Annotated in this window: 24 protein-coding genes; 3 read left to right on the plus strand and 21 right to left on the minus strand. The window is 63.2% G+C overall.

The window, feature by feature from the left end; genetic code table 11:
* The coding region (locus B5M41_RS25255; RefSeq protein WP_230640248.1) for a transposase at nucleotides 1-174 on the minus strand (174 nt) is incomplete at its 3' end.
* Nucleotides 175-269: 95 nt separating this feature from the next.
* Between B5M41_RS25255 and B5M41_RS25260 the strand changes: the two genes are divergently transcribed.
* Complete coding sequence (locus B5M41_RS25260; protein ID WP_134651964.1) at nucleotides 270-473, plus strand: cold-shock protein; 204 nt, start codon at nucleotides 270-272, stop codon at nucleotides 471-473.
* A gap of 164 nt (nucleotides 474-637) precedes the next feature.
* On the opposite strand, the gene B5M41_RS25265 is transcribed toward B5M41_RS25260, so the two are convergent.
* The 5 genes from B5M41_RS25265 to B5M41_RS25285 all read right to left on the minus strand — a co-directional run bounded on the left by B5M41_RS25265 (nucleotide 638) and on the right by B5M41_RS25285 (nucleotide 6,917).
* On the minus strand, nucleotides 638-1,444 hold the full coding sequence (locus B5M41_RS25265; protein WP_134651966.1) for an SDR family oxidoreductase: 807 nt from the start codon (nucleotides 1,442-1,444) through the stop codon (nucleotides 638-640).
* Between the two features lie 60 nt (nucleotides 1,445-1,504).
* Nucleotides 1,505-2,638 (minus strand): Gfo/Idh/MocA family protein, encoded by a 1,134-nt coding sequence (locus tag B5M41_RS25270; RefSeq protein ID WP_134652021.1) that lies wholly within the window; start codon nucleotides 2,636-2,638, stop codon nucleotides 1,505-1,507.
* 53 nt (nucleotides 2,639-2,691) lie between these two features.
* On the minus strand, nucleotides 2,692-3,744 hold the full coding sequence (locus B5M41_RS25275; RefSeq protein WP_134651968.1) for a sugar phosphate isomerase/epimerase family protein: 1,053 nt from the start codon (nucleotides 3,742-3,744) through the stop codon (nucleotides 2,692-2,694).
* Between the two features lie 45 nt (nucleotides 3,745-3,789).
* Nucleotides 3,790-5,631, minus strand: a complete 1,842-nt coding sequence (gene iolD / locus B5M41_RS25280) for a 3D-(3,5/4)-trihydroxycyclohexane-1,2-dione acylhydrolase (decyclizing) (protein WP_134651970.1) — start codon at nucleotides 5,629-5,631, stop codon at nucleotides 3,790-3,792.
* A gap of 92 nt (nucleotides 5,632-5,723) precedes the next feature.
* Entirely contained in the window at nucleotides 5,724-6,917 is a 1,194-nt protein-coding gene (locus tag B5M41_RS25285; protein ID WP_134651972.1) for a Gfo/Idh/MocA family protein, read from the minus strand.
* Nucleotides 6,918-7,025: 108 nt separating this feature from the next.
* Between B5M41_RS25285 and iolG the strand changes: the two genes are divergently transcribed.
* Nucleotides 7,026-8,027: an inositol 2-dehydrogenase gene (iolG, locus tag B5M41_RS25290; RefSeq protein WP_134651974.1), complete on the plus strand. Its 1,002-nt coding sequence runs from the start codon at nucleotides 7,026-7,028 to the stop codon at nucleotides 8,025-8,027.
* 43 nt (nucleotides 8,028-8,070) lie between these two features.
* Here the strand turns inward: iolG and B5M41_RS25295 are convergent, their stop codons facing one another.
* The 8 genes from B5M41_RS25295 to B5M41_RS25330 form a co-directional block, all read right to left on the minus strand.
* Nucleotides 8,071-8,982 carry a MurR/RpiR family transcriptional regulator gene (locus B5M41_RS25295; protein WP_134651976.1) on the minus strand — a complete coding sequence of 304 codons (912 nt, stop codon included), beginning with the start codon at nucleotides 8,980-8,982 and terminating at the stop codon, nucleotides 8,071-8,073.
* Nucleotides 8,983-9,156: 174 nt separating this feature from the next.
* The gene (locus tag B5M41_RS25300) at nucleotides 9,157-10,104 is read right to left on the minus strand and encodes a substrate-binding domain-containing protein (RefSeq protein ID WP_134651978.1); all 948 of its coding nucleotides are present in this window, start codon (nucleotides 10,102-10,104) and stop codon (nucleotides 9,157-9,159) included.
* 33 nt (nucleotides 10,105-10,137) lie between these two features.
* The gene (locus B5M41_RS25305; protein ID WP_413713380.1) at nucleotides 10,138-11,145 is read right to left on the minus strand and encodes an ABC transporter permease; all 1,008 of its coding nucleotides are present in this window, start codon (nucleotides 11,143-11,145) and stop codon (nucleotides 10,138-10,140) included.
* Between the two features lie 5 nt (nucleotides 11,146-11,150).
* Nucleotides 11,151-12,659, minus strand: coding sequence for a sugar ABC transporter ATP-binding protein (locus B5M41_RS25310; RefSeq protein ID WP_134651980.1), 1,509 nt, complete (start codon nucleotides 12,657-12,659; stop codon nucleotides 11,151-11,153).
* Nucleotides 12,656-13,651 (minus strand): hydroxyacid dehydrogenase, encoded by a 996-nt coding sequence (locus tag B5M41_RS25315; RefSeq protein WP_134651982.1) that lies wholly within the window; start codon nucleotides 13,649-13,651, stop codon nucleotides 12,656-12,658. Before B5M41_RS25315 ends, B5M41_RS25310 begins: the two co-directional genes overlap by 4 nt.
* A complete protein-coding gene (locus B5M41_RS25320; RefSeq protein ID WP_134651984.1) occupies nucleotides 13,652-14,467 on the minus strand; it encodes an HpcH/HpaI aldolase family protein in 816 nt (271 codons plus the stop codon).
* 10 nt (nucleotides 14,468-14,477) lie between these two features.
* Complete coding sequence (locus tag B5M41_RS25325; protein WP_134651986.1) at nucleotides 14,478-15,914, minus strand: NAD-dependent succinate-semialdehyde dehydrogenase; 1,437 nt, start codon at nucleotides 15,912-15,914, stop codon at nucleotides 14,478-14,480.
* A 210-nt stretch (nucleotides 15,915-16,124) separates the two neighbouring features.
* Complete coding sequence (locus B5M41_RS25330) at nucleotides 16,125-17,246, minus strand: Gfo/Idh/MocA family protein (protein ID WP_134711054.1); 1,122 nt, start codon at nucleotides 17,244-17,246, stop codon at nucleotides 16,125-16,127.
* Nucleotides 17,247-17,442: 196 nt separating this feature from the next.
* On the opposite strand from B5M41_RS25330, the gene iolE reads away from it, so the two are divergent.
* A complete protein-coding gene (gene iolE, locus B5M41_RS25335; RefSeq protein WP_134651990.1) occupies nucleotides 17,443-18,342 on the plus strand; it encodes a myo-inosose-2 dehydratase in 900 nt (299 codons plus the stop codon).
* 45 nt (nucleotides 18,343-18,387) lie between these two features.
* Here the strand turns inward: iolE and B5M41_RS25340 are convergent, their stop codons facing one another.
* From B5M41_RS25340 to B5M41_RS25370, 7 genes are all read right to left on the minus strand, one after another.
* On the minus strand, nucleotides 18,388-19,164 hold the full coding sequence (locus B5M41_RS25340; RefSeq protein WP_134651992.1) for an ATP-binding cassette domain-containing protein: 777 nt from the start codon (nucleotides 19,162-19,164) through the stop codon (nucleotides 18,388-18,390).
* Complete coding sequence (locus B5M41_RS25345; RefSeq protein WP_209020904.1) at nucleotides 19,164-20,285, minus strand: ABC transporter permease; 1,122 nt, start codon at nucleotides 20,283-20,285, stop codon at nucleotides 19,164-19,166. Before B5M41_RS25345 ends, B5M41_RS25340 begins: the two co-directional genes overlap by 1 nt.
* Before the next feature lie 76 nt (nucleotides 20,286-20,361).
* Nucleotides 20,362-21,306 carry a sugar ABC transporter substrate-binding protein gene (locus tag B5M41_RS25350; RefSeq protein ID WP_134651994.1) on the minus strand — a complete coding sequence of 315 codons (945 nt, stop codon included), beginning with the start codon at nucleotides 21,304-21,306 and terminating at the stop codon, nucleotides 20,362-20,364.
* A gap of 68 nt (nucleotides 21,307-21,374) precedes the next feature.
* On the minus strand, nucleotides 21,375-22,484 hold the full coding sequence (locus B5M41_RS25355; RefSeq protein ID WP_134651996.1) for a phytanoyl-CoA dioxygenase family protein: 1,110 nt from the start codon (nucleotides 22,482-22,484) through the stop codon (nucleotides 21,375-21,377).
* A 265-nt stretch (nucleotides 22,485-22,749) separates the two neighbouring features.
* Nucleotides 22,750-23,724, minus strand: coding sequence for an ABC transporter permease (locus tag B5M41_RS25360; RefSeq protein ID WP_134651999.1), 975 nt, complete (start codon nucleotides 23,722-23,724; stop codon nucleotides 22,750-22,752).
* Nucleotides 23,724-24,497, minus strand: a complete 774-nt coding sequence (locus B5M41_RS25365; RefSeq protein ID WP_134652001.1) for an ATP-binding cassette domain-containing protein — start codon at nucleotides 24,495-24,497, stop codon at nucleotides 23,724-23,726. Before B5M41_RS25365 ends, B5M41_RS25360 begins: the two co-directional genes overlap by 1 nt.
* A 17-nt stretch (nucleotides 24,498-24,514) precedes the next feature.
* A complete protein-coding gene (locus B5M41_RS25370) occupies nucleotides 24,515-25,471 on the minus strand; it encodes an ABC transporter permease (RefSeq protein ID WP_134652003.1) in 957 nt (318 codons plus the stop codon).
* Nucleotides 25,472-25,561: the final 90 nt, after the last annotated feature.

Raw genomic sequence — 25,561 nt, forward strand, 5'->3', positions numbered from 1 at the left:
CCTGCGCCACCGATAAAGCAGATTGGGCGCGACGCCATGGCGGCGAGCGGTCGAAGATACCGTCTCGCCTGGTTCGAAACTCTGCTCAATGATCGTCAGCTTTTGCTCGGTTGTCCACCGCCTGCGGCGGACATCACCGGTCAGCAATTCAACGTGTCGATATGCGTTAGACATAAGCCTGTCCTCAAGCCTGTGCTTGAGCCTTTCTGCTTATGCCGACTGTCCGGTCGAAAGTGGGGGCAGTTCACTTCCAATCAAAGAGGATAGAGATGGCAACTGGTATCGTAAAATTTTTCGCTCAGGACAAAGGCTTCGGCTTCATCACCTCGGATAGTGGTGGACCGGATGTGTTCGTCCACATCTCGGCTGTAGACTTCGGCGCTTCCCTGACCGATGGCCAGAAGGTTAGCTACGACGTGGGACAAGACCGGAAGACAGGAAAGTCTAAGGCTGAGAACGTTAGCGTCCTCTGAAATCAAATCCCCGGTCTCGTTGAAAATGCGAGATCGGGGCTAATCTGATCGTCTTCGCCTTGATAGGATTTGAACCGGCGACCAGTGCTTTCAGGAGTCAGAAGGCGCTACAATTGGATTCATCAGTGAGGCATACCTGTTGCAGGCCATATGAAAAAACGAGCTCATAGTGCTGCGGCAGCGTGGGGTAAGCTATCATAGGCACCCCAGATCGCTTGGTCGAAGTTGATGATCGCGCCGGTCATCAAACCGGATTCTTCTGAGGCGAGGAATGCGATGGCACGGGCGACCTCTTCGGGTTCGATCAGGCGGCCGTTCGGTTGAGCTATGACGGCCTTTTCGAGCCAATCGGCGGGCTGGCCGTCCAGTTCACGTTGCGTTCTGTCTTCTCCCTCGGATGCCATCCAGCCGATGTTGAGACTGTTGACGCGGATCCGATTTCGGAGGGCAGCGTAGGCGGTGTTGCGGGTCAGGGTGTCGAGAGCGCCCTTCGAGGCGCTGTAGGCTGCGAGAAAGGGCTGTCCACCCATCGAGGACATGGTCGATATATTGACGATCGTTCCGGCGACCCCGTCGCGCTTGAAGAGCTCAATTGCGCTTTGCATGAGGAAGAACGGTGCGCGGGTGTTGACCGCAAAAAGCTGGTCGAAGAGTTCCGGGCTGGTGTTGAGGATCGTTCCGCGATTTGTCATGCCGGCCGCATTGACCAGGCTGTCGAGCCGGCCGAACCTCTTGTCCGCCGCGGCGATGACCGCCTTGCAGTCATCCACATTCGACAGATCGGCTTTGACGAAGACGGCTTCCGCGCCCAGGGCTTCAAGTTGAGCCGCCTGCGCCGCGCCCTTTTCTTGCGACCGACCACAAATGACCAGCCCCTTCGCGCCGCGTTCCGCAAGAAGCTTTGCGGATGCGGCGCCAAGGCCCTGGGTGCCGCCGGTCACGACGACGATCTTGTTCTCAAACTGTGCCATTTTTGGTTTCCTCTCGCGTGCCTGCGCGTTGTTCCTGCGGTCCGGGTCGTCCAGTGCGCTCTAAGCGAACTGCAACGGCAACCAACCGCCATTGTGCTTCTCATGGCTGTCGACCACGGCATCGACGAAGGCCACACCTTTGAGCCCGTCATAGGAGGAAGGAATCCCCTCCCCAAAAGGCCCGGCCGAGGCTCCGCTCTCCTTCGCCCGGATAACGGCGGCGAAGCCGGAATAGAGGTTCGTGAACGCTTCGATATAGCCTTCGGGATGGCCCGGCGGTGTGCGGGTTCGAACACGCGCACCATCGGTGAGATCCTCGCGGCCGCGCTTGATCGTTTCCGGAGCGCCGAAGAGCCCCGTGAAGACGAGTTCATTCGGCTGTTCCTGATGCCAGGCGAGGCTGCCCTTCTCACCGAAGACCCGCAGTCGCAGGCCGTTCGATTGGCCGATCGCGACCTGGGAAGACCACAACAGGCCGCGCGCGCCGCCTTCGTAGCGGATCATCACATGGGCGTTGTCATCCAGTGCGCGGCCGTCGACGAATGTCGCGAGGTCGGCGGCGACCGCCTCGGCCTTCAACCCGGTCACGAAGCCCGCGAGATGATAGGCATGCGTGCCGATGTCGCCGATCGAGCCGCCGCGGCCGTTCTTCTTCGGGTCGGTACGCCAGGCCGCCTGCTGGTTGCCTTGCAGCTCGATCCCGGTCGCCATCCATTCCAGCGGATACTCGACCTGTACCACACGTATCTTGCCGAGATCTCCGCGTGCCACCATCGCCCGCGCCTCATGGACCATCGGATAGCCGCAGTAGGTGTAGGTCACACCAAGGAAACGCCCCGTTGCCTGCGCGAGATCATGGAGCGCGATCGCATCCTCGACGGTCGTGGTCATGGGCTTTTCGCAAATGACGTCGAACCCCGCTTCGAGAAACGCCTTGGCGATGGGAAAATGGGTGTGGTTGGGCGTGCAGATCGCCACGACATCGATCCGGTCGTCGCGTGCGCGCTCTCCCGCCACCATGGCGAGATAGTCGCCATAGGAACGATCGCGATCGATGAAATTGTTCGCGGCGAAGCCGTGGCCCCGTTCGGCATCGACATCGAACGCACCGGCCACGAGGTCGAAATGGTTATCGAGACGGGCGGCGAAGCGGTGGATGCCGCCGATGTAGGCGCCCTCGCCCCCACCGACCATGCCGAGGCGAAGACGGCGGTTGGACAGGTTTGTGTTCGACACGGCCAAGGTCCTTAGATCCCGAGGATTTCATTGTTGACGGAACGGTCTGCTCCGGACTTCACGAAGTCGTCGAAGGCGCGATCCGAAACCTTGATGATGTGATCGCGAATGAAGCGCGCGCCCTCGGCCGCGCCATCTTCCGAATTCTTCAGGCAGCATTCCCATTCGAGCACGGCCCATCCGTCGAAACCGTAGCCCGTCAGTTTCGAGAAGATCGCCCCGAAATCGACCTGGCCGTCTCCGGGCGAGCGGAAGCGGCCGGCGCGGCTGACCCAGGGCTGGTACCCGCCATAGGCGCCCGTCTTGCCCGTCGGCCGGAACTCTGCGTCCTTCACGTGGAAGGTCTTGATGCGCTGGTGATAGTGATCGATGTAGGCGAGGTAGTCGATCGACTGCAGCACCAGATGGCTCGGGTCGTACATGATGTTGCAGCGCGGATGGTTGTCGACGCGCTCCAGGAACATCTCGAAGGTCAGGCCGTCGTGCAGGTCCTCGGTCGGATGGATTTCGTAGCAGACGTCGACGCCTTCGCCATCGAACGCATCGAGGATCGGCCGCCAGCGCCGCGCCAGTTCGTCGAAGCCGTCGGAGATCAGCCCGTCCGGCCATTGCGGATAGGGGTAGAAATAAGGCCACAGGAGCGTTCCGCTGAAGGTCGTGTGGCGATCGACACCGAAACGGCGCGAGGCTTTCGCCGCACAGAGCAGTTGGTTGACGGCCCATTCCTGCCGGGCCTTGGGATCACGGTGAACCTTGGCGGGCGCGAAGGAATCGGCCGGCAGGTTGAAGGACGGGTGAAGGGCGACGAGCTGACCCTGCAGGTGGCTGGCGAGGTCCGTGACGACGAGGCCGTGCTCGCCAAGCGTTCCCTTGATCTCGTCGACATAGTCCTGGCTGACCGCCGCCCGTTCGAGATCGATCACGCGGCGGTCCCAGGTGGGGATCTGCACGCCCTTGAACCCCTTGTCGGCGGCCCAGCCGGCCAGTCCCTTCAGCGAGTTGAAGGGCGCCTCATCGCCAGCGAACTGCGCGAGAAACACGCCGGGACCCTTGATGGTTCTCATGCTTGTCATCCTTCAGATGAAGAGGGTGCCGAGGTCGCGCCACGATCAGACGCCGACGCGCTGGTTCTTGCGGCCTTCCTGCTGGTCCTTCGCGGCGGCATTGACTTTCGCTCGCGCACTGACCTGCGGCACACCGACATCCCACCAGGCATCGCCCGGCGTCCAGGTGAAGGCGTCGGAGACGATAGTGATGACCGTAGTTCGGTCCGTGGTCTGCGCCCATTCCACCGCATCGCCGAGATCGGCAAGGCTCTCGACATGGCGCGTCAGCGCGCCCATCGCCTCGGCATGCTTGGCGAAATCGACGGCGAAGGGCTCGCTGACGCGGCAATCCTTGATCAGGTTGTTGAAGCCCGGCGTGCCCTTGGCATTCTGCAGGCGGTTGATGACGGCATAGCCGCCGTTGTCGCAGACGATGAGGATCATTTTGTGGCCGGACAGCACGGTCGAATAGATGTCCGAGTTCATCATCATGTAGGTGCCGTCGCCGATCATCACGATCGGCGTGCGGGTCGGATCGGCCATCGCCGCGCCCCAGCCGGCGGCGATTTCGTAGCCCATGCAGGAGAAGCCGAATTCGCAATCGAAGGTGTTCGGTGCCTTGACGCGCCAGTTCTTCATCACCTCACCCGGCAGGCCACCGGCGGCGGTGATCAGGAGGTCGCGGTCCTTCGCCTTGGAATTGACGATGCCGATGACCTGCGCATAGGTCGGAACGGGCGCGTTTGTCGGCTTCTGGTAGCCGTCGAGGGCATCGTTCCACTTGGCGAATTCGAGCCGGCCCTTCTCAGTCCAGCCGGCGTCGGCCTTGTAGTCGCCGATGGCGGCCTCAAGTTCGCCAACCGTCTCCAGTGCATCGCCGACCACGGCGACGGCACGATGCTTGTTGGCATCCCAGCGGGCAGCGTTGATCGAGACGAACCGGGCGTCGGGCGCGAAGGCCGTCCATGAGCCCGTCGTGAAATCCATGAGCCGCGTGCCGACGGCGAGCACCACATCCGCTTCCGCTGCCAGCGCATTGGCCGAGGTGGAGCCGACGATGCCGATCGGGCCGACATGGGCCGGATGGTCATGGGTGACGGTGCCCTTGCCGGCAATGGTCTCGCAAAGCGGGATGCCGTGCTTTTCCGCAAAATCGGCGAGCGCCGTTTCCGCGCCGGAATAACGCACGCCGCCGCCGGAGATGATCAGCGGGCGCTTGGCTGCCTTCAGCACGCGGATCGCTTCCGCGAGGCTGTCGCGATCGGGCCGCGGGCGCGGTGCCTTGTGAACGGTCGGCTCGAAAAAGCTTTCCGGATAGTCCCAGGCGATTTCCTGCACGTCCTGTGGCAGGGCAAGGAACGCTGGGCCGCAATCGGCGGGATCCAGCATGGTTGCGACGGCCTGCGGCAGCGAGCCGATGATCTGTTCGGGATGGGTGATGCGGTCCCAATAGCGCGTCACCGCCTTGAAGGCGTCGTTGACGGTGATCGTCGGATTGCCGAAATGTTCGACCTGCTGCATCACCGGGTCGGGGCGGCGGTTGACGAAGCTGTCACCGGCGAGAAGCAGAATGGGCAGGCGGTTGGTATGCGCCACGCCGGCTGCCGTCACCATGTTCAGCGCGCCGGGGCCAATGGAGCTGCATGCGACCATGATCTGGCGGCGGCGCGTCGCCTTGGCAAAGCCGATCGCGGCGAGCGCCATCGACTGCTCGTTCTGGCCGCGCCAGGTCGGCAGCGTGTCCTTCACCGCCTCCAGCGCCTCGGAAAGGCAGGTAACGTTGCCATGGCCAAAAATTGCGAAAACGCCCGGGAAAAGCGGCTCGCGTCGGCCGTCGATTTCGGTAAACTGGTTGCAGAGATAGCGGACCAGGGCCTGGGCCATGGTGAGACGAACGGTACCCATTTAAAAACCTCCCTGAGCCGGCATCGCCGCGCCAGCCCTCTTCGCAGAACTTATTATTTCATAAATTCAGATATTGCAATACTTATTGCAAATCACATCGACAGTGTGCAATCCGTCCATTGCCCGCCCGACTGGCTAGAGGCGAGCGCCGCCTCGATGAACTTCACGCCAAGCGCGCCGTCCATCACCGTCGGATATTCCAGCAGCCCCGCGGGCAGGGTCCTGCCGAGGCGACGGGCCTCGACGGCAATCGCGAATTCCTCGTAGAGATTGCCCCAGGCGTCGCTGAGTGCCTCTGGATGGCCGCGCGGCATGTGGACAAAACGCGCCGCATGCACGCCGATGCCGGCGCCTTCGCCGCGCGTCAGCACGCGGGAAGGCTCGTTGAAGCGGCGGAAATGCAGAACCTCAGGTTCCTCCTGGTTCCATTCCAGGCTCGCCTTGTCGCCAAAGGCGCGGATGCGAAGCCCACAATGGGCGCCGGGCGCGACCTGGGAGATCATGATGGTGCCGGGAATGTCACCTTCGTAGCGCACATGCATGAAGGCCGTGTCCTCCAGCGCCTTCGGCGGACCCAGCGTGTGGAACTCCGCCCGAACCGCCGCGACGGGACGGCCGCAGACGAAGGCGCCGAGATGGTGGCAATGGGTGCCGATATCACCGGTGGTGAAGGTGGGACCGACGATCGAAGGATCGACGCGCCATTGCGCGCCGGCACCGGCATCCTTGGGCGGGGTCAGCGCCCATTCCTGGAAATATTCGACATGCACCTGCTTGAGGGTGCCAAGCGCGCCTTCGCGGACCATCTGGCGTGCCTGCCGAACCATTGCGGAGGCGGCATAGGCATAGGTCACGCCGAAGACGAGACCCGTCTCCTTCTGGAGGCGGACCAGATCGAGCGCATCGGCAAGCGTCGTCGTCAGCGGCTTGTCGCTGATGACGTCGATGCCCTTTTCCATGAAGGCGACGGCGATGGCGTGATGAGAGTTGTTGGGCGTGGTGATCGCCACGGCATCGATGCCATCCGGCCGCGCCGCCTCGCGCTCGGCCATCACGCGGTAATCCGTGTAGATGCGGTCGTCCGCCAGCAGCCAGGCCCGTCCGGATTCCCTTGCGACCTGCGGCCGGGACGACAGCGCGCCAGCAACGACGTCCCAACGGTTGGAAAGCCGGGCGCCCCGTGCATGCACCTTGCCGATGAAGCTGCCCTGCCCTCCGCCGACGATGCCAAGCCGCAAACGGCGCTCGGCAATGGGAAATTCTTGCCCGCCGGAAACCTCTGCCATGATCTCCTCCCTCAAAATCCGCCATGCCCTGAAAACAGGCTTGCAGAATTAATATTGACGGAATATCAAATGTGCAACTTTTTTTGCATTACCATCAGGAGGAAGTTGATGATCAGGATCGCATTGCTCGGCTGCGGGCGTATCGGGAAGATGCATGCTGCCACGATTGTGCGTTCAAGCAAAGCCGAACTCGCAGCCGTGTACGATCCCGTTTCCGCGGCAGCGGAAGAGGTTGGCCATCAGTTCGGTTGCCTTGTTGCGGGTAGCGCCGAAGAGGCCATCGCACAGGCCGATGCCGTGCTGATCGCCACGTCCACGCCGACGCATGCGGACCTCATCGAGGCATCCGCAAAGGCCGGCAAGGCCATCTTCTGCGAAAAGCCCATCGACCTGTCGCTGGCCCGGGTCAAGGCCTGCCGCGAAGCCCTCAAGGGCTTCGACAAGCCGATCCAGATCGGCTTCAACCGCCGCTACGATCCGGGCCACCGGGCCGCGCGCGACGCGGCTCGCTCCGGCGGGATCGGCGATATCCGCCAGGTGATCATCACGTCGCGCGATCCCGGCCTCGCCTCGCGCGAATATCTCAAGGCATCCGGCGGCATCTTCAAGGATATGACGATCCACGATTTCGACCTCGCCCGCTTCATGCTGGGCGAGGAGCCCGTCGAGGTCTTCGCCACCGGCAGCGCGCTGATCGACCCGACGCTCGCCGAACTGAACGATGTCGACTCCACCATGGTCGTTCTGCGCACGGAAAGCGGCAAGCTTTGCCACATCAACAATTCCCGCGCCGCAATCTACGGTCACGACCAGCGGGTCGAAATCCTGGGATCGAACGGCATGCTCATATCCGGAAACCGCCGGGCGCATGGCCTCGAGCGGTTCGGCCCGACCGCGACGGGCGCCGGCGAGCCCTTCCTCAACTTCTTCATCGAGCGCTACGCGGAAGCCTACACGCTGGGTCTGGAATCGTTCATCGACTGCGTCGAATCGAACAAGACCCCGGATGCGACCTTCGAGGACGGCGAAAAATCGCTGGCGCTGGCGGAAGCCGCAAACCTTTCGCTCGCCGAGCGGCGCTTTGTGAACATTCGCGAAATCGTCGCCTGACATCGGTGCCCGCCATCCCGAGCGGACATGGCGGGCATTCTTCTCAGGGCTTGCGGCGCTGGTTTCCTGTCACGGTCGGGATTTGCGGCGAGCCCTTCTTGTCTTCTTGCAACAACGCCGCAACGGCAACCGCGATGGCCTGTGTCAGGCACATCGGCGCGGCAAGGGAGCGCGAGAACGAATATTCATCCTCGGGGATCGTAAACAGCACGCTGGCGTTCTTCGCAAGCGGCGACAGCTGGCTGTCCGTAATGGCAACCATCGGCGTGCCATTGTGCGCCGCGACGTCGGCAATCGTCACAACCTCCTTGGCATAGTGGCGGAAGGCGATGGCGACCAGAACATCCTTCTTGCCCATGACCTGCGCCATTTCCGGCGCCAGCCCGCCGGCAGGGTCAAGCAGGATGACCCGCAGTTGAAGCATCGAGAGCACGTAGCGGAGAAACTTCGCAATCGGCTCCGAGCGCAACTGGCCGGCGATGAAGATCGTATTCGCGTTCTTCAGGGCCTTGGCGGCTTGCGAGAGGCTTTCCTCGGGTGTCGAACTCAACAGCTCCTGCAGCGTTGCGATATCGCGAACGACCAGATCGTGCAGGAAGCCCAGGTTTCCGTTGCGCTTGTTCTTTTCCAAGTCGACGTCCAGCGCGCTGATGCGCTCGCGATAGCCGGGTGCCGCCGTCGAAAGCCGGCTTTGAAAGACCGCCTGGAGCTGCTTGAAGCCGGAAAACCCGAAATTCTGGGCGAACCGCACCAGGATCGACGGATGCGCGCCGCACTGCTCGGCAATCGCATTGATCGACTGCATCGCGACGACGTTCGGGTTCTGCGTGATGAAGCGGGCGACCTGCTGGAAGCGGTCACTGAGGTTTGGGTAGGCCTCGGTGACGAGGTTGACGAAGGTCTCGTAGTTGGCTGTGCGCGGTGGCGGCTGATCGGACTGTTTTACCCGTGGCATGCAGCGCAACTCCTGAAGCATGATGTGCAAGAGGCCGCGCCATTCAGGATTGTGGTCCACGCGGTCCCGTTGCTTACTCAGTGCAGTATTGCAAAACCCGGCAATCCGCAACGCTTGTCGCGATCCACCTGTCCGGCGGCAGCGGGTGCGCCCTGACGGGCGCACCCTTTTTCATCAATAGGGAGCGTCGGGGAAGTAGTATTCCGCAGCGTTGTCCTTGGTGATCAGCGGGCTGCCGAGCACGTAGCGACCGTTGATCGGCGCCTGCGTCGCGAACTTCATGGTGACGAGTTCGATAGCCGGAATGATCAGCGTCGGCGGGTAGAAGATGTCGGCATCGACCATGTCATGACCGTCCATCACCAGCTTGATCACCTTGTTCATGCCGGAGCCGCCCAGCACCGTCACGTTCTTGCGGTCCGCCTGCTTGATCGCCTCGATGGCGCCAAGCGCGGCATCGTCATCACCCGCCCAGACGCCGTTGATCTCGGGGAAACGCTGCAGGTAGTCCTGCATCACCTCGAAGCCCTTGTCCGGGTTCCAGTTGGCATACTGCATGTCGAGCACTTCGATCTTGGTGTCCTTCAGCGCCGCGTTGAAGGCGTCGATGCGGATATTGTCGATCGCCGTCGGAATGCCGCGCATCACGACGATCTTGCCGCCGTCCGGAAACTTCTTCTTGAAGTATTCGGCAGCAGCCGTGCCGTATTGCGGATTGTCGCCGCCGACATAGAGGTCTTCGATGCCCTCCTCAGCGAGACCGCGGTCGACGGTCGCGATGAAGACGCCCTTCGCCTTGGCGGCCTTGACCGGCTCCGTCAGCGGGTCGGATTCGAAGGGCAGCACGACGAGCGCGTTGATGTTGCGTGCCATCAGGTCCTCGATGTCGTTGACCTGCTGCGTCGCGCTCGACGACGTCGCCAGCACGAAGTCGATGTTCGGAAAGGCTTCCTTCATCCGGTCGATGGTGCGCTTGGTGTGATAGTTGAGCCCCCCTGTCCAGCCATGGGTGGCGGCCGGAATCGAGACGCCGATGACGGCGTCGGCGGCAAGAGCCGGCGTTGCCAGCGCCGCGATGGCGACTGCGCCTGCGGCAAGCATGGATTTCAGCTTGTGGAACATTCACTTGTCTCCCTGTTGAAGTGAAAAGACGGTTCAGCCCTGCGAGCGGTCGCGTTGCAGCAGTACGGCGATGATGATGATCGCCCCCTGGAATGCGCCGTTGAGATAGGGGCTGATGAAGCCGGTGAGGTTGAGGATGTTGCTGATGAAGCCGAGGATCAGCACGCCGACGATGGTGCCCCAGATGCGGCCGAAGCCGCCGCTGAGCGCCGTGCCGCCGATGATGACGGCGGCAATCGCCTCCAGCTCCCACATCAGGCCGGTCGAAGGGGTCGCTGCACCAAGGCGCGGCACGTAGATCACGGTGGCGACGGCGACGCAGAGCCCCTGGATGACATAGGTGAGGATGCGCACGCGGTTGACCGGGATCGCCGAATAGAAGGCGACATGGCGGTTCGAGCCGATGGCCGCCACATGCCGGCCGAAGCGCATGCGTCGCAACACCAGTTCGCCGACGATGGCGATGACGGCGAGCACGAGGATCGGCACGGCGATGCCGAGAATCTGGCCGTAATAGATCGGGCGTGCGGCATCGCGCAGCGAGAAATCGAGCGAGATGGAGCCGCCATCCGCAAGCCAGGTGATGACCGAGCGGAAAATGCCCATGGCGCCGAGCGTCACGATGAAGGCTTCCACGCGCCCCTTGACGATCATGACGCCATTCAGCAGCCCTGCCGCCGCGCCGACGATCAGCGAAAAGACGATGCCCGCAGCGACGAGCTGCCAGCCCGGCCCAAGCGTCTCGGCCGCCGTATTCATGAACATGATCGTGACGCCTGCCACCAGCGCGGAGAGCGAGCCGACGGAAAGGTCGAGCCCGCCCGCCGTGATGACGAAGGTGGCGCCGACCGCGATGATGCCGATGATGGCGCTGCGCGTGAAAACGTTCGAGAGGTTTTCCGCGCCGAGGAAGCTGTCGCTCATCAAGGAACCGATGAGCATCAGCAGGATGAGGGCGATGAGCGGGCCGGCAGCCTCGAAAATGCCCGCAAGGGTGCGGCCCGGCGACGCTGTGGCGTTGCCGGCGGACGTGGCGGTAATGTCGGTCAATGGCTTGCCTCCTCCTGCGGGGCCCTGTCTTCCAGGCCCATGGCAAATCGAATGATGTCGGTCTCGTTGATCGCGTCGCCGGAAAGCTCGCCGGCGATGCGGCCGCGCCGCATGACCAGCACCCGGTCGGACAGGCCGACGATCTCCTGCATCTCGGACGAGATGACGACGATCGCCTTGCCCTCGGCGGCGAGCGTGGCGATGATCTCGTAGATCTGCTGCTTGGCGCCGATATCGACGCCGCGTGTGGGCTCGTCGAAGACGATCAGGTCGGGCTCGACGGCGAGCGTCTTGGCGATCAGCACCTTCTGCTGGTTGCCGCCGCTGAGCGCTCCGGCCGTCACGTCCAGCCGTCCGGTGCGAATGTCATAGCGCCCGACGGCCGCTTCGAGGTCCCGTCGCTCCGCCCGCCGGTCGATCCAGTTCGCGCCATTGATCGCACCCTTGGTGAGCGCCACGTTCTGGTCGAGCGACTTGCCGAGCAGCAGGCCCTTACCCTTGCGGTCCTCCGTCAGGTAAGCGAGCTTCAGGCCCCAGGCCTCGCGCGCTGTCGGCAGCTTTCGCGCCGCGCCGCGCAAGTGGAAGGATCGGCATTTCGCCGGCCGCAGCCCGAAGAGTGCTTCGAAAAGTTCGGTACGACCTGATCCGACGAGGCCGGAAATGCCGAGCACTTCGCCCACGCGGATATCGAGCGTTGCCTCTTCGACGGCGCCCGGCGATGTGAGACCAGCAACGCCGAGCAATACCGTGCGTCCTTGCGCACCGCGCCGCGGCGGATAGATTTCCGCGAGCGGCCGACCGACCATCGCCTCGGCCATCTCATCCTCGGAAACATCCTGAGTGTTCTCGACGCGCACGATCTGTCCATCGCGCAGCACCGCGACGCGATCGGCGATATTCTTCACTTCATCGAGGCGGTGCGAGGTGAAGATCACCGAACCGCCCGCATCCCGGAAGGCGCGGATACGGGTGAACAGGTTGCCCGCCTCCGTGGCCGAGAGCACAGCGGTCGGCTCGTCCATCAGGATAAGTTTTGGCTGACGCGCGAAGGCCTTGGCAAGTTCGATCATCTGCCAGTCGGACACCGGCAGATCGCGGAGCCGTGCCCGGACGGGAGCGGCCGAGCCGAGTTGAGCCAGCAGGTCGCGTGCCCGCATCTCCATCGCCTTGCGATCGGTGAAGAGGCCGCGCGTGATCTCCCGTCCGAGAAAGACGTTTTCCGCCACTGTCAGATGCGGCGCGAGGCAAAACTCCTGGTGCACCATGACGATGCCTGCACGTTCAGCAGCATGGAGCGTTGCAGGCACAGGCGCGCCGTCCAGCAGCATCGCACCCGACGACGGCGGTGCAAGCCCGGCGGCAATGCGCATGAGAGTGGACTTGCCCGCACCGTTTTCGCCAACGAGCGCCAGCACCTCGCCTGGTTTTACGACAAGATCAATGCCCTTCAGCACCGGTACGATGCCATAGGACTTGGCGATGTCCCGGAATGTCAGGAGCGTCATGACCAGCCGCCGACAGGAGAAAGGCGCTGTGCCGCAATCTCGGAGCGATTGACGACGAGCGTCGGATCGAGCGTTCCCTTGAAGAAATCGATAATGTTCTCCGCCGCCGAGATGGCCATGCGCCGCGCGCAGGCTTCGGTGAGCCCGGCATTGTGCGGGGAAAGCACCACCCGGTCGCAGGCGAGCATGGGGTCGTCATTCGCCGGCGGCTCGGAATCAAGGACGTCGAGACCAGCCGCGGCAAGCCTCCCTTCATCGAGCGCGGCCAGCAGCGCCTTTTCGTCGATCAGGCCGCCGCGCGCCGTGTTCACGAGAATGGCCGAGCGTTTCATCACAGCCAGTTCCGCCGCACCGATCAAGGGCTCGGCGCCCGATTTCGGCACATGCAGCGACACGACGTCGGCGCGGGAGAGGCCATCGAGCAGATCATCCACGGGCGTTGCGCCGGCGGCCGCGATCTGATCCGCGCCCTGGAACTTGTCGTAGGCAAGCACCGTCATGCCGAGCGCCGCCGCGATCTGTGCCAGCCGCCTGCCAATGCGGCCGAAGCCGACCACCAGCAACGTGCCACCGTCCAACTCATCGGCATCCAGACTGTTGCGGTAGTTCCAGTCGCCTTGCCGCATCTTTCGGTCGAAGAGAACGATGCGGCGTGCGGCCGCCAGCATCAGCATGGCGGCGTGCTCGGCCACGGCACGGGAATTCACATCCCCCACGACGGCGAGCGGTATGCCGCGACCGCTCAAGGCCGCGACATCAACCGAATCGTAACCGACGCCGTGGCGCGAAACGATCTTAAGGTTCCGCGCATCGGCAACGAATGCCGCCGAAAGCGGCTGGGTGCGGATAAGCAGCGCATCGGCGGCGGCGAGGAACGGCTTGTAGCTTGCCGCGGAAACCTCCTCGACATAGTCGACCGTCACGCCGGGCGCGGAACTGAGAACGGCAAGACCGTCAGCGTGGATCTTGCCTGCGACCAGAATCCTGGGCATTCAATATCCTCCCGTGTCGATCGTGTTGACGGGCGCGACGTCCTGCACGAGATCGCGGAACTTCCGCACACTCGCCTCGGCAGCACCTGCGAGGAGGCGGACGTCGTTGGTGACGGTCACGAAATCGAACCCCCAGCCCACCGCTTCCGCCGCATAGTCGGGCGTGCCGTTATGCAGCGCCGCACGTTTTCCCGCCTTGTGAGCCGCATGGAGAATCGTCTTGATCGCCTCGATCATCTCGGGCTCGCGACGGTCGAAGCCGGGTGCGTAGCGCTTGCCCTGGAGCCCCAGCGTCAGGTCGGCTGGACCGATATAGACGCCGTCGAGGCCGGGGGTCGCGAGGATATCCTCCAGGTTCTCATAGGCCTGCGCCGTCTCGATCATGGCGAGGCAGATCATCTCGTCATCGGCTTGCGCTGCATATCCGGCGCCGGCGGAAAACAGGGCACGGCTGGGGCCGAAGCTGCGCACGCCATTGGGGGGATAGCGCACATAGGAGACAAGCCGCTCTGCTTCTGCACGGGTATTGATCATCGGGCAAATGACACCGTAGGCACCGGCATCGAGCGCCTTCATGATGTCGGCGGGATCGAGCCACGGCACGCGCACCAGCGGTGTCACACCGCTTGCCCGCATGGCCTGAAGCATCGGCACCGCGCCATCGTAGCCGACAATGCCGTGCTGCATGTCGATGGTGAGCGAGTCGTAACCCTGCGCGGCCATGATTTCGGCGCTGAAGGAATTGGCGATGGAGAGCCAGCCGTTGAGGACGGGCTTGCCTTCGGCCCAGCGCTGCTTGACACCGTTCTTGATCATGACTGCCTCCTCAGACCAGCATCTGCGCGAGCTTGACGTTGGAATAGTCGAGGATGCCCTCGGTACCGCCTTCGCGGCCCATGCCGCTCGCCTTGATGCCGCCGAACGGCGCCTCGGCGGCTGCCAGTGCAAAACTGTTGACCCCGACCATGCCCGCCTCCAGCCGCGCCGCCGCTTCGCGTGCGCGGCCGGCATCGCGGGTGAAGACATAGGCGGAAAGTCCCATTTCGGAGGCATTCGCCCGCTCGAAGACCTCATCCGTGCTGGAAAAGGGCGTGATGGCGGCGATCGGGCCGAAATTCTCCTCGGCGATCGCCTTGGCATCGTCCGGCAGGCCGGTGATGACGGTGGGCTCGAAGAAGAAACCGGCATTCGTATCCGCCGGGCGTCTGCCGCCTGCGAGGATCCTGCCGCCGCGGTCGCTCGCATCGGCGACGATTTCCTCGATGGCGGCGATGCGGCGCTCGTTGATCAGCGGCCCCATCTGCGTCGCCTCATCGAGACCGTAACCGAGCTTCAGCGCGCGGGCGCGGGCAGCAAAGCCGTCAGAAAAGCGATCGTGCAACGACTCATGCACATAGAAGCGGTCGGGCGTTACGCAGACCTGGCCGGCATTGGCGTATTTCGTCGGCACAGCGAGATCGAGCGCTTTGTCGAGATCGGCGTCGGCGAAAACGATCATCGGCGCATTGCCGCCGAGTTCCATGCTGACGCGCTTTACCGTTTCGGCACTGTCGCGGATCATCTGCTGACCGACACGTGTCGACCCCGTCAGAGAAACCTTTCGCACGACGGACGATGCCATGATGGGCTTGTAGGTGTTGCCGGTCGGGCCGATCAGAAGGTTGGCGACGCCTGCGGGAAGGCCGGCTTCACGCAGGCAGTCGAAGAGGACCATGGCAACGCCCGGCACTTCGACGGACGGACGCACGATGACGGCACAGCCGGCGGCAAGCGCCGGCGCGACCTTGCGGGCGATCAACGCCGCCGGGAAATTCCACGCTGTGAAGGCTGCGACGACACCGACGGGCTCATGCGTCACCTCCAGGCGACCGCCCGGCACACGGCTTTCGACGATGCGGCCGTAGATGCGGCGGGCTTCCTCCGCGTACCAGCGGAACTGGTCGACGGCGAGTGCCCATTCGCGCCCCGCCTGCGCCAGCGGCTTTCCCGTTTCGAGCGTGATCTGGCGCGCTGCCTCGGCCGTGCGCGCCGCCATCACGTCGGCGGCCTTGTGCAAGTGATCCGCACGGGTCCAGGCCGGGGTCTTCTTCCAGGCCTGGAAGGCCCTGTCCGCCACACCGATCGCCCGGTTTGTGTCGTCAACGCTGGCCACGGGAACGACGCCCAATACATCGCCGTTGCCCGGATCCGTGATTTCGGTCGATGCGCCGGTCGCGGGACCTGACCAGGCGCCATCGATGAACAAGCCGTAGGACGCGTACATGTTTCCTCCTCGCGCTGCCGAAGGAAGCCAATCAGCAACATTTGTTTTCATTATTACAAAGACGCAATTTTAATTGCACGTCAAGCGTAATCGGCATGATGAACAGCTTGTTTTGGGTAAATGGAGCGCTGGACACGGCGCCGGCGAGCGCGGCACGAATTGCCGGGCAGACTCCACATGCAATTATCATTGCGCCACCGCCACCCGCGGTCAATCACCCTTCACATCAAGCCAGGCGCCGGCGCGCGACGATTGCTGGATCGTCTCCACCAGCATCTGGATGCACAGGCCCGCGCGGAAATTGAACGGCTCCGGCCTGAGGCCCGCAATCGCCTCCAGATAGCCCGCAGCCTCAATGGCCTTCAGGTCGTTGAAGCCGAGCTGGTGGCCGGGAGCGACGCAGAAGCGGCCGTAGGGCGCGTGGTCGGGACCGGCCTCGATACGCCGAAAACCCTGCCGCCCCTTGGCATCAGCCGCCGAATAGAAATGAAGCTCGTTGAATCGCTCCTGCGAGAAGGCGAGCGCACCTTTCGTGCCGTAGACCTCGAAATCGTGCTGCATCTTGCGGCCGGTCGCGATCCAGTTGCCCTCAATGGAACCGGTGGCGCCGTTGGCAAAGCGCAGGAAGGCGCGGCCGACGTCGTCTGTCTCGACCGGTCGCACGCCGCCTTTTCCGTCAGGCCGGCTGACGATAACCGTCACGCAATCGCCCATGACCTTCGTGATCGGGCCAAGCAGGAACTCGGCGGTGGCGAGCGCATGGCTGCCGATATCAGCCAAGGCACCACCCCCGGCGGGGTCATGCCGGAAGGTGAAAGGGCCGTTTGCATCGGCCATGTAGTCCTCCGCATGGAGGCCGCGGTAACCACGGATGTCACCAAGCTCGCCGCCCGCGATCATCTCCCTTGCAAGGCTGAGCATGGGATTGCAAAGGTAGTTGAAGCCGACCTGTGTCCTGATGCCGGCCTTTTCCGCCGCCTCGGCCATCTCCCGCGCATCGGCGGCAAGCGGGGCGAGCGGCTTCTCGCAGTAAACATGTTTGCCGGCGGCAATCGCGGCAAGCGCCATCTCCTTGTGCAGCGCGTTCGGCGCGGTGATGTCGATGACGTTGATATCGGGATCCGCCACCAGGCTGCGCCAGTCGTCCGTGGCACGCTGGAAGCCGAAGGCGGCCCGCGCCGCCTCGGCTTGCGCCATGGTCACGTCGGCGATCGTAGCAAGTTCAACGTCATAGGGAAGGTCGAAAACCCGCTCGGCGGCCGCAAAGCCGAACACATGCGTCTTGCCCATGAAACCCGACCCGATGAGGCCAAGACGGAGCTTCTTCTTCATTCTCTCTGTTCCCCGGATGATGTGCCCGCGGCCTCCTCCGGCCGGGTGAATGCAATTATCTTTGCAAGAATATTGAAATGTCAATATATGTTTTGTATGAGACCTCCATGCGGGGAGGAGGCGACAGCAAGGGCCGTTTTCGGCGGGTCGGACTTCGCGCAGACAAGACACCGACCCTTTGACGCGGAGACAGACCATGAAAGCCAGACTCGGCATTGCCCCCATCGCGTGGTGGAACGACGACCTGCCGGAAATCAGCAGCGATATTTCGCTGGAAGGCTGCCTTGCAGAGGCCGCCGAAGCCGGCTTTACAGGCATGGAGACCGGCCGCCGCTTCCCGATGGACGCGAAGGTCCTGCGTCCCATCCTCGACAGATACGGCATCCAGGTCTGCGGCGGCTGGTTCTCCGGCCTGCTGCTCGACGGCGACATCGAGGCGGAGAAGGACCGGATCGCCGAACAGATGGCGCTGTTCAAGGCGGTGGGTGCGCCCTGCATCGTCTACGGCGAGACGGCCGGCACCATCCAGGGCGACCGCAGCGCGCCGCTTGCCACCAAGCGCAAGCTTTCCGAGGACGAGATCAAGGCCTATGGCCGCAAGATGACGGCCTTCGGCGAATGGTGTGCCGACCAGGGTATGCCGATCTCCTATCACCATCACATGGCAGCACCGATCGAGACCGAGGAAGAACTCGACTTGCTGATGAAACATTCCGGCGAGGGCCTGCCGCTGCTCTTCGACGCCGGCCACATGGCCTTTGCGGGCGGCGACGTTCTGCGCGTCATCGGCAAGCATCACGGCCGCATCACCCACGTCCACACCAAGGATGTCCGACTGCCGGTGATCGACGCGCTCGACCGCACGAAGGAAAGCTTCCTCGACGCCGTCATCAAGGGCGCCTTCACGGTGCCCGGCGACGGCAGCCTCGATTTCGAGGCCATCGTTAAGCGCCTCGCTTCCCATGGTTATGAAGGCTGGTTCGTCGTCGAGGCCGAGCAGGATCCCACCCACAACCCGCCGCTCGACATGGCGAAGATCGGCCATAAGGAACTCCTGCGCGTCATGGCGGCCGCCGGCTACGAGGTGGTACGCTGACAGAAGACGGGACGTGCCGGCGCGAAGCCGGCACGTCCGTTTGTTTCAAATGGTGCCGCCCAACGAGGCCTCCAGCAACGCCAGTTCCTGGCCGCCGGCCATCATGTCCTGCAAGGCTGCCGCATCCACCGTCCCGCGCTCGGCGGTCCCAAGTGTCTGGCCACGATTCAGCACGGTGAAGCGATCCCCGACGGCGAGCGCGTGGCGAACGTTGTGGGTGATGAAGACGACGCCGATGCCCTGCTTGCGCACGCGGTCGATGGTGCTCAGCACGTTCGCCGTCTGGCGCACGCCGAGCGCGGAGGTCGGTTCGTCGAGGATCAGGACCTTGGCGCCGAAATAGACCGCACGGGCGATCGCGACCGTCTGGCGCTCGCCGCCAGAGAGCGTGCCCACCGCTTGGTCCGGCCCGCGCAGGCTGATGCCCATCTTGCGCATCTCCTTGACGGTGATGTCGTCGGCCTTGGCCGTGTCGAAGGTCCGGAAGGGCCAGACGCCGCGCTCCGGCTCCCGCCCCATCCAGAAATTGCGGCTGACGCTCATCAGCGGGATCATCGCGAGGTCCTGGTAGACCGTGGCGATGCCTGCCGCCATGGCGTCGCGCGGGCTCTGGAACAGGGTCGGCGTGCCCTCCACCAGCACCTCGCCGCCACTCGGCTTGTAGACGCCGGACATGATCTTGATGAAGGTGGATTTGCCGGCACCGTTGTCGCCGAGCAGGCAGTGGCATTCGCCGGCTTTGACGTCGAAGGAGACACCGGCCAACGCGATGACATGGCCGAAATGCTTCGTGATGTTTCTCATCTCCACGATGGCGGACATCAGCGTTCTCCCGTGATGATGCGGCGGATATAGGTGTTCATGATCACGGCCGTCAGCAGGATGACGCCGAGGAACACCCGGAAGAGCGAGCTTTCCGCATTGGCGAAGAACAGGCCTTGCTGCACCACGCCGAAGATGATCGCGCCAAGGGCCGCCCCGATGACCGAGCCGTAGCCACCGGTAAGCAACGCCCCGCCGATGACCACGCAGATGATCGCCTCAAACTCCTTGAGCAGGCCGCGATCGGCCGCAGCCGAGCCGAATTCCATCACCTGGCAGGTTGCGAAGACGCAGGCGCAGAAGGCGGAGAACATGAACATCAGGATCTTCACCCGGTTGACCGGCACCCCGACATAACGCGCGGCGAGCGCATCACCGCCGGCGGCAAAGATCCAGTTGCCGAACTTGGTGCGCGTCAGCAGCCAATGGCCGAAGATCACCAGCACGATGGCCCAGACGACGAGCATCGGGATGCCGTCGATAACCGGCTGGCCGGCACGATTGCCGCGCGTGAAGGTGGCAATCCAACCCGCCTCCCCCATCCAGGTGAAAAGCCGGCCAAGAACTTTTCCGCCGAAGATCGGTGCGAGCCAGTCGGCCGCCGCCTTCTCGGCGACACCGCCGATGATCGTCTGCCGAGTGAAATAGATCGAACTCCAGATCGTCAGTCCGCGCAGGATGTAGAGGAAGGCCAGCGTGACGATGAACGACGGCAGGCCGGTGCGGATGACCAGCCAGCCGTTCACGCCGCCGAGCAGGATGCAGAAGGCAAAGGTCGCGATGATGGCGAGCCAGAGCGGCACGCCGAGATGGACTGACAGGATGGCCATCATGACGCCAGAAAAGCCGATCATCGAGCCGGTGGAAAGGTCGAACTCGCCCGCGATCATCAGCAGGCAGGCACCGACCGCGATGACCATGAACTGAGCCGAAACCACCGTCCAGTTCATGACGCCCTCGGCGGCGAACATGCCGCTGTCGCCGGCGATCACCGCAAACAGCAGGAAGACCAGGATGGTGCCGCAGATACCGCCAAGCTCGGGCCGGATCAGCGCGCGCCTTAGCGGCGAGACGGGTTTGATGCGCTCGTCCTTCAGCGCGTCCGGAATGACGTCCGTCATGAATGCATACTCCTCCCTCGAAAACATATTTTGGCGCGCACGGGCGAGAACCCGTTGCGCGCCAAAATCCGTCAGATCAGCGGTATTGGCCCGCCAGCGACTCGACGAGCGCGATGTTGTCCTTCGTCACAAAACCCGGACCGGTGAAGATCGAGTTCGACGGCGTCACACCGTAACGGACGTAGTTCGTCAGCACCTGAATCGGGATCGAGCCTTGCAGGAAAGGCTGCTGGTCAATCGCGAAGTTGATCGTACCGTCCTTGATGGCCGCCGAAATCTCGGCGGATAGGTCGAACGTGCCGAAATAGATGTCGCCGTCCAGGCCCATTTCCTTGACCGCCCGGATCGACGGTTCAGCGGAATTCGGGCCAAGCGTCAGGATGGCACCGGTATCGGGATTGGCGGTGAGATAGGCCTTCACCTTGTTCTGCACTTCCGAGGGGTCAATGCCGGAATCGACCATCTGGTTGCCGAGTTCGACGCCGATGCCTTCCGCAAAGCCGCGGCACCGCTCCACGGAAGCGGGGTTGGTGATGTAGTGGTTGACGCAGAGGAAACTCTTGATGCCCGCTTCCTTCGCGCGCTTGCCCGCGCCGAGGCCCGCTTCGTATTCCGGCTGGCCGACATGCAGCAGAGCGCCGAGCTTCTGGCTCTCCTCCACCGTGCCGGAATTGACGGTGACGACCGGAATGCCCTTGGCGACGGCGTCCTTGATCGGCCCTTCGAGCACGTTGAAATCGGCGATGGTGACGATGATGCCATCGACGCCGGCCGCCGAGCTCTGCTGCACGAGGCGCGCCATGTCGGCGAGGTCGCCGCTCGGCGGATTGCGATACTCGGTCTCGACGCCCATCTGCTCGTTCGTGACCTTGATCGCGTTCTTGATGACGTTGAACCAGCTGTCGCTATCCGGGCCATGGCTGATCCAGACGAATTTCTCGCCATCCGCATGCGCGGCACCGGCAAGCGCCGACGTGGCGAGCAGTGCGCCGAGGGCCAAGGATTGCAAAATTTTCTTCATGCGTACGTTCCTCCCGAAGGTGGCTTCCTGTTCCTCCCCGCCCGAAGCCGTTGCGGGTAACTTTGTGTTCAGGCAGCGCGCTTGGCGCCCTGTGCGGAAAGAGCCGCATCGAGCTGCGCCTCGTCCCAGCCTTCCGCGACAGCCCGGGCGAGCAGGTCCTGCTGGCTTTCCGGGGCGAGACCGCCAAGCGGCGGGTCGGTATCGAGGTTGGTCGGGAACGGATAACCGTCCGCGGTCGCGGCAATCACCGCCCGCCGACCCTGCGGCGAAAGTCCCGCCAGATGCGGATAGACGGCGCGGGCCATGGCCGTGCGGTCAAGATTTTCCATGTGCCGCGCAAAGGCCGACGCCGTCTGGATGAGGTTCACCATGCGCACGACGTCCGCCGTCCTGTTTTCGCCGGCGGCATGGAACAACGCCGGACTGAAGAAGATGGCGTCGCCCTTTTCCAGGGGAAGCTGGACGCAATGCTCCTCGAAATAGTCCCGGAATTCCGGCCGCGTTGCTGCGATATAGCCCGGCAGGTAACGCTGCGAATGCGGCAAGAGCTTCGTCGTGCCGCTTTCCACCGGCATGTCGCAATGGGCGACCCCGCCCTGCAGGATGAGCGTCGGGCCGGTCGCGTGGATATGGGCCGGATATTCCGCCATCTGCTCGGGCTTCATGAAGCCGAGGTGATAGTCGCGGTGCGGCGCCTGCGCCTTGCCGCCGGGGCGGACCTGATTGACCTGCGTGGCAATCTGATACCCCGGGCCGAGCCAGGCGCGGCAGGCAATATCGATCACCGGATTGGCCATGTAGCGGGCGTAGACGGCGGGGTCGCGCAGGCACAGCTTCTGCAGGCTGTTCCAGATACGGTCATTGGCGCCGGCCTTGGCAAAATGGTCGCCTGCGGCCGTGCCGGCGGCGCGCTCGTCGGCAATGATCTGGCGAAAGACCTCGCTTGCCGCATCGATGGCGCCCGGATCGGTGAAAGCACGCTTGACCACGAAGACACCCGGCCCCTCGCCGATGACCGAGGCCCATTCCGGGCCGATGGCATCGCTGACGGACGCGCCGTCATAGATCGGAATGTTCTTCTCGATGGCAATGGCCGTCGGGCACATCGCTTTCGTTGTTTCGGTTTCCACCTCGCGCCGGAACTGCGCGAGGTCGATCACCGTGGAAATGTCACTCATGAAATCGTCCTCCCGATCTAGGTTCAATCCCGCACAAGACAGCACTCGACGCTCTCGCAACGCCGCCGTTTGCGCGTTGCAAGTCACTGCCGGGATTGAATAATTGCATTTCTCCTCAAGGAGCAACATTAATTGCAGATAACGGAATGTCAACACACTTCGCGCCCACGGCGCACGAACAGGAAACAACGCTCAGGAAGACCCAAAAAAATCGGCGCCGGTGAGCGGCGCCGATACGATCAGACAGGGAGAGAGAAGAATGCTGCTATTTCCGGATCGCCCAGTTTCGCAGCGACTTGTCGCCATAGGCCGCCCCGACGACGATGAGGCCCAGAATGAGGATGAACCACTGCGGCTGAACACCGGTGACGACCAGATAGGACTGGATGGAGGACAGCACGAACGCGCCCATCAAAGCACCGATCAGCGAAATCCTTCCGCCGGCCAAAAGGCAACCACCCAGAACGCAGGAGGCAATGGCCTGCAACTCCATGAGCCGCCCCATGGACCCGTCCGCAAAACCGAGCTTTCCAGCCTCGAGCGCGCCAGCAAAGGCGGCCAGGATGCCGCAAATGACGAATGCGGACAGCTTGATGCGATCGACACGCACACCGCGCGAATGCGCACTGTCCGCCGAGCCACCGACGGCCAGCAGCCGGTTGCCGAATGGCATGGCCTTCAGCACGACGAGGAGAACCGCGAAGGCCGCGATCAACCAGAACAGGGCCGTGTTGAATCCGAAAACATCGCCGCCACCGAGCAGGAAGTAGGTCCAGCCGTTGCGCGCGGCATAGGGAATGGAGAAGGAAAAGCCGTCCGTCAGCGCGATCGCGATGCCGCGGAAGATCATCAGCGTGCCAAGCGTGATGATCAGCGACGGTGTCCTGGTCCTCGTTACAAGCCAGCCATTCACGTAGCCGATCGCCGCACCAACGACGATGGCGGCCAGAGCGGCAAACACGGGATCAACACGGGCGGCAAGCCACAGATGGGCGAGCGCGCCCATGCCGAAGGTCGAGCCGACCGAAATGTCGATCTCGCCAGTCCCGATCACGATGGCGACACCCAGGCTCATGAGCCCGAGCGTCGCAGTCACCTGCATGATCGTTCCGATATTGTAGAGGTTGGCCCACCGCCCGTCCGAGGTCGATGCGAAAATGACGATCAGGATGGCGCCGATCAGAAAGATGCCGATTTCCGTGTGACGGCGGATGAGAGGCTTTGCTGCGGAGAGCGCCATCAGACCGCCTCCTGCTTCTCGACGACACGGCCACCCTGCCGGATGACATCTTCGAGCGCTTCCGCCGACATGCTGTCGGTCGACGCATCGGCAACCTTCTCGCCGTTCTCCATGATGACGACGCGATCAGCGAGCTTGTGTACCTGGAAGATGTCGTGCGTGATGTAGATGACGAGCAGACCTTGCTCCTTCAGCTGCACCGCCAGCTCGTTGACATGCTCGCGTTCGCGCACTGACAGGTGGTTGGTCGGCTCGTCCATGATGACGACACGGTTCTTGAACTCGACGGCCCGACCGATCTTGACCGATTGACGCTCGCCGCCCGACAGCCGTTCCACCTCGTCATCGGCCGAGACATTCTCCCGAAGGCCGAACTGCCGGATGACGCGGCTGGATTTCTCGCGCATCTTCGCGAAGTCCAGAAATGGTATGCCGAGGATGCGCTTGACCGGCTCCCGGCCGAGATAGAAGTTGCGCGCAATCGAAAGGTTGTCGCACAGGCCGACGGACTGCTGGATGGTCTCGATGCCCTGGTCGATTGCGAGTTTCGGGTGGAATTTTTCGACCTTCCTGCCATCGAAGAACACCTCCCCTTTCGTTGGGGCGTGAATGCCGCACAGGACGCGGATCAGCGTGGTCTTGCCGGCACCATTGTCGCCGACCAAGCCGATCAGTTCGCCGGCATTGAAATCGACCGAGACGTTTTTCAGGGCGTGGAAGGCGCCGAAATAGAGGTCGAGGTTTTTCACCTGGATCAGGGGTTGTTGGGTCATTTGAGCGTCCTCCCGCGTCAAACGCTGTGCCCGAGAAAGCGGGCAAGCTTCTGATTGAAAATAACCGCCACGATGAGAACGGCGCCGACGAATGTGATGTACCAGGACGATGGTGCGCCGAGCGCGATCAGCTCGTAGCGGAAGCTGACGACGATCAAGGCGCCGAGGATGACCCCGAGGATGGAGCCGCGTCCGCCGGTCAGCAGGCACCCGCCGATCACGGCCGCCGAGATGGCCTCGAGCTCCATGTTTTCACCAAGCGTCACATGGGTCTGCGGCTGGTTGCACAGGGTCAGGATGCCGGCAAAGCCCGCAAGCAGAGAGCAGAGGACAAAGGCCGCCGTCTTGACACGATCGGTGCGGACGCCGCGTGATTCAGCACTTTCCCGACTGCCGCCGGTCGCCAAAAGCCGGTTCCCGAAACGGGTTCCCCACAGCATGATCGAAAGCAGGAGGGAAATGATGCCGACCCAGTAGATCGCCGCTGCAATGCCGAAGAGCTCTCCGCCCAGGAGACGGGTCAGCGCGTGGGTGCGAGCATCGGGAGAGAAATTGTGGACGGAGCCGCCCGTCCAGACATAGATAATGCCACGCGCCGCGAAGAGGCCACCAAGGGTGACGATCATCGAGGGAAGCTCGCCTTTGACCACGGCGGTTCCCTGGACGAAACCTGCAATTGCCGCGATGAACAGGGCGACAATCAGAGAGCCGGGCACGCCCAGGGACGGCTCCAGCGTGATGAACGCCACGCCGGTCAGCCCGTAGATCGAGCCGACGGACAGATCGATCTCCTTCGTCATGATCACAAGGGCTTGCCCCAGGGCGACGAGCGCGAGAATGGCTGTGAACTGCGTGACGTTGGACAGCGTCTGCACCGTCCACCAGCCGGAGAAATCGATCACTGTGAAAACGGCCAGCATGGCGATGACGCCGACGGTCGCGCCGAAGCCCTGGCTGCGGACAAGGTACTTCATGATTCTTGGTCTCGCTCGTTGATATGCGCCGCGGGATGCGCAAAGGAGGGCAGCCGGCCTATCAAGAGGCCAGCCGCCCTCGCCCCGGGA

Source organism: Shinella sumterensis, assembly GCF_004514425.2.
GTDB classification, from domain to species: domain Bacteria; phylum Pseudomonadota; class Alphaproteobacteria; order Rhizobiales; family Rhizobiaceae; genus Shinella; species Shinella sumterensis.